At 46.5% G+C, this 8,266-nt stretch carries 5 protein-coding genes and 4 tRNA genes; 4 read left to right on the forward strand and 5 right to left on the reverse strand.

All coding sequences use genetic code 11. The annotated features are described in order from the left end of the window. Positions 1-2 precede the first annotated feature (2 nt). The gene (locus tag C6Y40_RS04160) at positions 3-551 is read left to right on the forward strand and encodes a GNAT family N-acetyltransferase (RefSeq protein WP_105933482.1); all 549 of its coding nucleotides are present in this window, start codon (positions 3-5) and stop codon (positions 549-551) included. Here C6Y40_RS04160 and C6Y40_RS04165 read toward each other — a convergent pair. From C6Y40_RS04165 to C6Y40_RS04185, 5 genes are all read right to left on the reverse strand, one after another. Continuing rightward, positions 541-2,886, reverse strand: coding sequence for a sensor domain-containing diguanylate cyclase (locus C6Y40_RS04165; RefSeq protein ID WP_105933483.1), 2,346 nt, complete (start codon positions 2,884-2,886; stop codon positions 541-543). The two genes, C6Y40_RS04160 and C6Y40_RS04165, sit on opposite strands and share 11 nt — an antisense overlap. 135 nt (positions 2,887-3,021) lie before the next feature. Continuing rightward, a complete protein-coding gene (locus tag C6Y40_RS04170; protein WP_105933484.1) occupies positions 3,022-4,656 on the reverse strand; it encodes a response regulator in 1,635 nt (544 codons plus the stop codon). Between the two features lie 133 nt (positions 4,657-4,789). Next, the gene (locus tag C6Y40_RS04175; RefSeq protein ID WP_105933485.1) at positions 4,790-5,437 is read right to left on the reverse strand and encodes a hypothetical protein; all 648 of its coding nucleotides are present in this window, start codon (positions 5,435-5,437) and stop codon (positions 4,790-4,792) included. Positions 5,438-5,853: 416 nt separating this feature from the next. Then, a tRNA-Val gene (locus tag C6Y40_RS04180) sits at positions 5,854-5,929 on the reverse strand. Between the two features lie 103 nt (positions 5,930-6,032). After that, positions 6,033-6,108: transfer RNA gene (locus tag C6Y40_RS04185), tRNA-Val, on the reverse strand. A 258-nt stretch (positions 6,109-6,366) separates the two neighbouring features. Here C6Y40_RS04185 and gltX point away from each other — a divergent pair. From gltX to C6Y40_RS04200, 3 genes are all read left to right on the forward strand, one after another. After that, positions 6,367-7,776: a glutamate--tRNA ligase gene (gene gltX, locus C6Y40_RS04190; RefSeq protein ID WP_105933486.1), complete on the forward strand. Its 1,410-nt coding sequence runs from the start codon at positions 6,367-6,369 to the stop codon at positions 7,774-7,776. Positions 7,777-7,871: 95 nt separating this feature from the next. Beyond that, positions 7,872-7,947 (forward strand) — tRNA-Ala (locus C6Y40_RS04195). 242 nt (positions 7,948-8,189) lie between these two features. After that, a tRNA-Glu gene (locus C6Y40_RS04200) sits at positions 8,190-8,265 on the forward strand. Position 8,266: the final 1 nt, after the last annotated feature.

The raw sequence follows: 8,266 nt of genomic DNA on the forward strand, positions 1-8,266 counted from the left end.
CCATGCTCACTGTTAATCCGTCCGAGCGTTTAACCTATCGTCGTATTACCGCACAAGACCGGGATTTCCTGTTTGACATTGATCAGGATGAAGAGGTTATGCGCTACTTAACCGGTGGCAGAAAAACCACGCGCAAAGAAGTCGACGAAGTATTTATTCCCCGCATCGAGTCTTTCAATAATGAAGAAAAAGGTTGGGGATTATGGCAGGCCAGCTTAAGCACCGGTAATCGCGCAGCGATTGGCTGGATTCTGGCTCGGCCGTTGGGCTTTTTTACCGGAAACCCGCAGCCGGATAACCTTGAGCTTGGCTGGCGCTTTCGTCGTCAGAGCTGGGGGAAAGGGTATGCAACGGAAGCTGCTAAAGCTGTGCTGGACTCGCTGCGCCAGGCAGGATGCCCACAGTTCTCTGCTATAGCGCTGGAGGATAATCATGGTTCTATCAATATAATGCAGAAACTAGGCATGCAGTATCAGCGTACGGAGCGCTATACCGATGCGATTTTTGACGAAGACGTGGTAGTGTATAGTACCCACCCGGTTAATGCGTAACCGCTGCCACCTGCTGATCATTATCCGCTGGCTGAGTATGCATCTGATGATGCCAGAAATAGCGGTTTTTACCCTGTCGTTTGGCCTCGTATAATGCATCGTCCGCTTCTTTCATGGCCGAATCAAAAAACATGGTTGCCGACTGTGTACTACGGCAAACCAGAGTTGCTCCAACACTGATACTGATATTATTCAGCACGCCTTTTTCTGTGTCGATCCTGATAGCTCTGATGCTGGCCATGATGGTATCGAGGATTTGACTGCACTGTTGTTCCTCTCCTGAGTCCAGAAACAGACCAAATTCCTCGCCGCCCAACCGGGCAACCAGGTCTGAGCTTCTTACTGAGTGCTCCAGTACGCGAGCTACTTCTTTCAGTACGCTGTCTCCGATGGGATGACCGTAGCTGTCGTTAAGCTTTTTAAAGTTATCTATGTCGATAATGCAAATACACAGGTTAGCTTGTTCACCATCGGTTAAAGACTGTATGCGGTTAAAATACGCACGTCTGTTCATCAAGCCCGTAAGCGCATCGGTAGAGGCCAGGTACTCCAGGCGTTGCTCGGCCTCGAAACGCGCCTGTTCAACCTCAACGGCTCTGAACAAATTAGCCAGTGTATCGGTAAGCGGGGTCAGAAAGTCCACATCACTTTGCGAGTAATCTTCAGCTTTATTGGCTAGCCCAATCACACCTACCGCTTTGCCCGCTTGTTTAATGGGCAAGCCAAGAAAACGATGAAGTACAGGGTGGCCGTGAGGCGTGCCTTTTGACGCCAGGTGTTTTCTTGGCGCGTTGGCGATGACTGGCGAATTTGAGGTAATCACATGGCCAAACAGATTATTCAGGTTGGTAAATCTTAATTTACCTTGTTTGAACAACTCATATTGTTTTTTGGTTTCTTCACTCCAGCTTACATCTGAAATCGCGTAAATATGCAGGCAGGGATTATCTTCCTCGTAATGCACTTTACCTATAAAGCCGTATTCACTTTCTGCCAGGTCGATGAGTTTTGGAAAAATCTGTTCACAGGCGAGCTGCAAGTCTTTTTGCGCAACAAACAGGTTTTGGGCGTGATTAATAAAGCCCAGTAACCGACGCTGGTTTTCTGCCTCAAGATCGGATAGTTTCTTTTCGGTGATATCACGGTGGGTCATGGCAAACCGTTCAGCGCGGCCGTTCTCATCCCGGGTAACAACCTTGCCGTAGGTTTCTATCCAGCGGTACCCACCGGCCGCTGATTGCAGTCGGTATTCAATATCCAGCGGGGTTTGTGGGTTAATCAGACTGTCTACTATGGCATCGCGCATGCGTTCCTTATCAGCCGGATGCACCAGTTGCGCCCAATACATCATGCTGGTGTCTACACTATCCGGGTGCATACTGACTATGTCACACATCCGGTTGTTCACGCGCATGTTGTCGTTTCGCAAATCCCAATCTGAAGTGCCTAGGCCGGAAGCCTCAAGAAGAAGGCGCATGCGTTCGTTAGTTTCCAGAATACGCTGCTCCAGGTATTTCTGTTCTGTGTTATTGAGCAATAAGCCTTGTACGGCTGTCAGTTGGCCTGCTTCGAAGATACCGCGGGAAACCAGTTTGTACCAGATTGGGTTGTGGCCTTTATTAACGACTCTGAAGTCACATTCACAAAATGAAGCGCCTTGTTGGTGATTACGCATGGCAAACATAAAGCCGTCGAGGTCCTCAGGGTAAATGTAGCTTTCCAACTGAAAAAGTGAGACATCTTCGGGGATCTCAACGCGCAGTAATTTGCTGAAATTCTGTGACAGATAAGAGGTAGACACTGAGGGTTTGGCCTGCCAGCGGATAAGGGCTGCTGGAGAATTATTTAATAACTGGTGTTCGTCCTCGGTGCGTAAATTGGCGTAAATTAATTCGATGCACTGGGCCAGATGCTGGCTGAATTTGGTCAACAGCTCAACGTCCTGAGAGGTTAAGACACGTGGCCGGCTGTCCATAACACAAACCGAGCCAAGCGTTATGCCCTGGAGCTGAAAGGGCACGCCAGCATAAAAGCGAATAAATGGCTCACCGGTAACACAAAGTTTATCTTTGGAGCGTTCATCCTGCAGCGTATCTTCTATGTAAATAACGCTGTCGGTTTCTGTTACCAGCCTACAGATTGAATCATTAACCGGGATCTCTGTTGCTTTGATACCAAACTTGGCTTTAAACCACAGAGTTTCACTTTCCACTACTGCTAAAAAAGCAATGGGCATATCAAACATTTCAGCAGTTGACTGAATAAACTGACCCAGAATGTCGTTATATTCATCGTCACGAAGGCGATACTTCTCGATAAGAGCCTTTATAGTCATGTAGGGGATTTTGCTTAGTTAGAGTGATACCGAATTATTTTTTACTTGTAATATATAGTCTCGAACCAGTAAATCAGCAAAGTTTCAATGCAAAATAATCAGGCTGTAAGCCATGTTGAGAGCGGGGTATAGAGCTTAAGTCAGGTCTTTTAATACCTTTTTGACACGCTGATAACGTTGTTCCTGTTCTTCGGTGAGCTTGCCTGATTCAATGGCTTTCAGGCAATTATGGATTAACTGTGTACTAAGGGTATCTTTTGCCGCCTCGCTATTCGCTTCCCGAAGATTAATTGCCGCGGCCTGTAGTAAATTAAGCGCGATGGATGGGTTCTTAGGCATGATGGTAAATGCCTGACGGAAAGTTTGCAGGGCTTTTTCCAGATCGCCGCGCTGGTACTGATTAACGGCACTGTTATTAAGCTCTTTTGGACTGAGACTGATTTCTGCTTTCTCAGTTTTTTCCTGCTGGACATACTGGAAAAACAAATTACTTTGTGCTGGATCGTTGTGACAGCGGCGTTCGATAAGGTCGAGGATATTGAGCGCATGCTCCTGAAAACCCACCTCATGGAAAGCTTTCGCTTTATCGAGGAGTCCTTCAATGCTTTCGGTTTCCCAGGCATCATCACTCAATTGGTCAAGCAGCGCTTTGGCGTTATCCACTTCGTCTTCCAGGTACAGCAAACGGGCATCAATGACTTTTAACTGATCATCAATGTCGGCTTTCGGAAAATTATTCTTAAGCTGCTTTAAATACTCGGTGGATTGTTTGATTAAGCGTTTGGTATGGTCTTCATCGGCGGTCATGGCAAAATCGATCCCCGCCCGGGCCACATTGAGATAAATTTCCGGCTTGTCGTGAATGGAATTCTTAGCAATTTTGACAATTTTCTTAGCTGCTTCAAACTGCGATTCGTAATCGTGGGTCAGTCTCGATAAATCCAGGGCCTTGGCGTGGCGGTGGATGTTACGGGGAGAAATTTCACTGGCAACCTCAACACTTTCCAGCGCATCCTCGAATTCTTGATGCTTAATTTGCAGCGCAGCGAGTAAGTCATACGCGGCTATCATAGAGTCTTGCTTGAGTGCCAGCTCGATAACCAGCTTTTCAGCTTCTTCATCCTGATCCAGCGAAATAAAACTGCGTATCAGGCCGAGTTGGGCCCAGGTGAAGTTTTGCACATTGATAATGGCCTGGTAAAATTCCCTGGCTTCATCGTAATGGCCACAGGCTAACAGCAGTTCGCCTTTTAATTTTAAGGCAAGAGGGAAAAATTCAGAGTTGCGTGGTTCGGTTAAAAAATTTTCCAGCTCCAGAAGTGCCTTATCCAGAGAGCCCTGTTCAATAAACTGATAGACCGGTTTCAGCACTTGTTTGCGGGTTAACAACCGGCCAAGACGGCGGTCGAGTTCCCGCACCGTAAAAGGCTTGGCCAGAAAGTCATCTGGTTGCAGTTCAACAATACTGTGCACAATATCCGCGGTCGTATCGGCACTAATAAAAACAAATGCCGTACTTGGTGGCAATTCGTTGTGTTCTTTTAGCTGGTCGTAAAGAAAGTAGCCGTCCTGTTCATTTTTCAGATCATAGGAACAGACAATAAGATCGTAATGGTTACGGCGAATGTAGGTTAGCGCAGTGCTTACCCGATCGGCATATTCGATATTCTGAAAGCCCAGCTCTTCCAGTGAGTATTTCAGATAGCCTTTGGCAAGGACCTGATCGTCAATGACTAACACACGAGTCTGTCTGGCTAACTTTAAATTCATTACCGCTATTTCCGTTTGGCTTCTGAATGCTTTATCGGCAACTTGCTAATAAATCTTATTAAAACCTGAATACTGAGCACTGTCACGAAAAACAATGGGTCATGACATTTGGCTATTTAGGAGGGCATGGCTTTCACTCTACTTGCGTTTTTGGCTTTCCGGATAGTAGAAGGTGGATAGACATGCTAAGAAACCAGAGTAAATTTAGCGTGACGTAAAAGACTACCAGAGCGTAGCGCGGGTAAAAAAGAATAAGAATCCCCAGCGAACCATTGGCTACACCAGCCCCTGTAATAACGCGATTGACCCTCTTTTTACTGAATAGCCAAAGGTTTAGCAGAATAAGCCAGATGTCACCGGAAAATTCCGTGCTTCCACGCAATTTTTGTAATAATGCTGTAAATGCCTTGAACTGAAGGTGTTTTTCTTTTTCACTGAGACTTATCTGGGTCAGGACCGCTAATATTTCAGTGAGACCCACTGCAATGCAATACGCTGCGAAGGAAATACTCGCCAGATTGATTAGCAGAAGTTTTAAACTAAAGTGCTTCGAAAATAAATCCGTTACCGCAAAGCTAAAGAGGGCAGCTGCAATACCGAATATCACCCAATCGAGCAAATACCATAACAGCAACGCGGTGGGATATTCGGTGATAACCTGTTCTTTCACGTTTGTGTCGGTAAGAAAGGCGGGGTTTATCCAAAACACAATAACCCAACTAACCGCGATAGAAAAAGCACAAATCAAGCCCCAGCCCGATGCCGTGTTTATTTTTGCCAATTTAACACCCGTGTCTAGTGAAGGTGCGCTATTGTGCGATAGCTAGCCCTAAAAATATATAACGGGTATTGTGCCAACTGGATTAGATTGTAAAATAAAATTTCAGCCTGTCAGTGACGGTCAGATTACGTCTGCGCGACTCGCAACGAAGACATTGAACCAGTGAACGGTACTAGTGCTTTTTTGAATGATTATTTTTTTGAAATTGAAAAGAGGGATGGTGGACGTCTGCTGCGACTCGCAACGAAGGTGTTGAACCAGTGAACGGTACTAGTGCTTTTTTTTGGATAGTTATTTTTTTGAAATTGAAAGGATAGATGGTGGACGTCTGCTGTGACTCGCAACGAAGGTGTTGAACCAGTGAACGGTACTATAGGTTTTTTGTATGATTATTTTTTTGAATTTAAAAAGAGAGGTGGTGGACGCTACTGGACTTGAACCAGTGACCCTCGCCTTGTAAGGGCGATGCTCTCCCAACTGAGCTAAGCGTCCTAATTTTTTGATTTTTGCTAAGAAAGAAGTGGTGGACGTCTGCTGTGGCTCGCAACGAAGTTGTTGAACCAGTGACCCTTGCCATCTAAAACTTCAAAATAAGTGGTGGACGCTACTGGACTTGAACCAGTGACCCTCGCCTTGTAAGGGCGATGCTCTCCCAACTGAGCTAAGCGTCCTCTTTCTTTGCTACCTGCCGTGCTTGGCAAGTGGGGCGTATTATAGAGAGGGTAATGAAACTGTCAACAACAAAAATAGAAAAAATTACACAACCGTGTCTGTTTGATGACAAAGTAACCGAAAAGGCTGTTTTGCGATGATTTTGCGAACAATTCACTTAGTCTGCAAGAAAAATAGCATCGCCGCTTTGTGGCATTGCCCAATGGCTGGTAAAATGCGCCAACTTTGAAAAACACCTTTAACAGTAGAGATTATTCATGTCGGTTGTTACCAGATTTGCACCCAGTCCAACGGGTTATCTTCATGTCGGTGGTGCGCGCACCGCATTATATTCCTGGCTATATGCTAAGAGTCAGGGCGGAGCGTTTGTATTACGTATCGAAGATACCGATATCGAACGCTCAACCGAAGAAGCCAAACAAGCAATTCTGGATGGCATGGAATGGTTAGGTTTAACCTGGGATAAAGGGCCGTACTATCAAACAGAGCGTTTCGACCGCTACAAAGCCATCATTCAGACTATGCTGGAAGAGGGTAAAGCGTATAAGTGCTTTATGCCGGCAGAAGAGCTCGACGCTATTCGCGAACAGCAAAAAGAAAACGGTGAAAAACCCCGTTACCCGGGGACCTGGCGGGATCGTACCGATCATCCGGAAGGTCAGCCCTACGTTATTCGTTTTAAAAACCCGCTGGAGGGGAGTGTGGTATTTGACGACCACGTTCGTGGCCGTATCGAAATCAGCAACACCGAACTGGATGATTTGATTATCCAGCGTTCCGACGGCACGCCTACTTATAACTTCTGTGTGGTGGTGGATGACTGGGATATGGGTATTTCCCACGTTGTTCGTGGCGAAGATCATATTAATAACACGCCACGCCAGATAAATATCTTAAAAGCGCTGGGCGCGCCGGTACCAGAATACGCGCATGTTTCGATGATTCTGGGTGATGACGGTAAAAAGCTTTCAAAACGCCACGGTGCGGTTAGCGTAATGCAATATCGCGATGACGGTTACCTGCCACAAGCGGTTAAGAATTATTTGGTGCGTCTTGGCTGGGCCCATGGTGACCAGGAAATCTTTTCTGAACAGGAAATGATTGAGTTATTCAGTCTTGATGCCATTGGGCAGTCGGCCTCAGCATTTAACACCGAAAAATTGGTGTGGTTAAACCAACACTACATTAAAAGTTTGCCAGCAGAAGAAGTTGCCAGTCACGCAAGCTGGCATTTTGAGCAGCAGGGGATTTCTTTAGAAAACGGCCCGGCACTTACCGATGTAATCGCCATTCAGGCCGACCGCGTTAAAACCTTAAAAGAACTGGCGCAAATTAGTGCGTACTTCTATCAGGACTATGAAGAGTTTGACGCTAACGCCGCGAAAAAGCACTTGCGTCCGGTAGCGAAAGAAGCGCTGGAACTGGTTCAGCAAAAACTTGCTGCCATTAGTGATTGGAATCCGCAAACGATTCAGGCGGCCATTAACGATACGGCTGAAGAATTGGGTGTGGGTATGGGTAAAGTGGGTATGCCACTGCGCGTAGCGGCCACCGGAAGCGGTAATTCACCGTCGCTGGATGTGACGCTAAATCTGTTATCTCAGGACAAAATTGTCGAGAGAATAAACAAGGCGCTCACTTTTATAGCAAACAGAGAAAATTCCTAAAAAAAGCGTTGACATGATGGGGCGTGCTATCTAGAATGCGCCCCGCTGTCACGGAACAGTCATCGACAAAGTCAACGACATCCGTAACGCAATTTGGGGCCATAGCTCAGCTGGGAGAGCGCTTGCATGGCATGCAAGAGGTCGGCGGTTCGATCCCGCCTGGCTCCACCAAATTTCTTTTCATGATGTATGTCGTGGAATAGGCCGAAAGCAGAAATGCTTTCAGGACCGAAATATTCTGTGAGGAATGATAATAAGGTCGCTCGGTTACGCAGAGCTTACCTCGCCTTACAGAAATTTAGTGAAGCAACGCTTCACTAACAAAAAGTTCTAGGATGAGGTCGCTCAGATACTAAAGTATCTTTCGCCTTACAAAATTTTATCGTCGCAGTGCGACGATAGACAAAAATTTTGTCCCCTTCGTCTAGAGGCCTAGGACACCGCCCTTTCACGGCGGTAACAGGGGTTCGAATCCCCTAGGGGACGCCAT

The sequence above is a fragment of the Marisediminitalea alba genome (genome assembly GCF_002993365.1).
GTDB classification, from domain to species: Bacteria; Pseudomonadota; Gammaproteobacteria; order Enterobacterales; family Alteromonadaceae; genus Alteromonas; species Alteromonas alba.

What these genes read in the sequence shown, in the direction of transcription:
- C6Y40_RS04160 (WP_105933482.1), top strand. Translation starts at nt 3, where the DNA reads ATGCTCACTGTTAATCCGTCCGAGCGTTTAACCTATCGTCGTATTACC.
- C6Y40_RS04165 (WP_105933483.1), bottom strand. Translation starts at nt 2,886, where the DNA reads ATGACTATAAAGGCTCTTATCGAGAAGTATCGCCTTCGTGACGATGAA.
- C6Y40_RS04170 (WP_105933484.1), bottom strand. Translation starts at nt 4,656, where the DNA reads ATGAATTTAAAGTTAGCCAGACAGACTCGTGTGTTAGTCATTGACGAT.
- gltX (WP_105933486.1), top strand. Translation starts at nt 6,367, where the DNA reads ATGTCGGTTGTTACCAGATTTGCACCCAGTCCAACGGGTTATCTTCAT.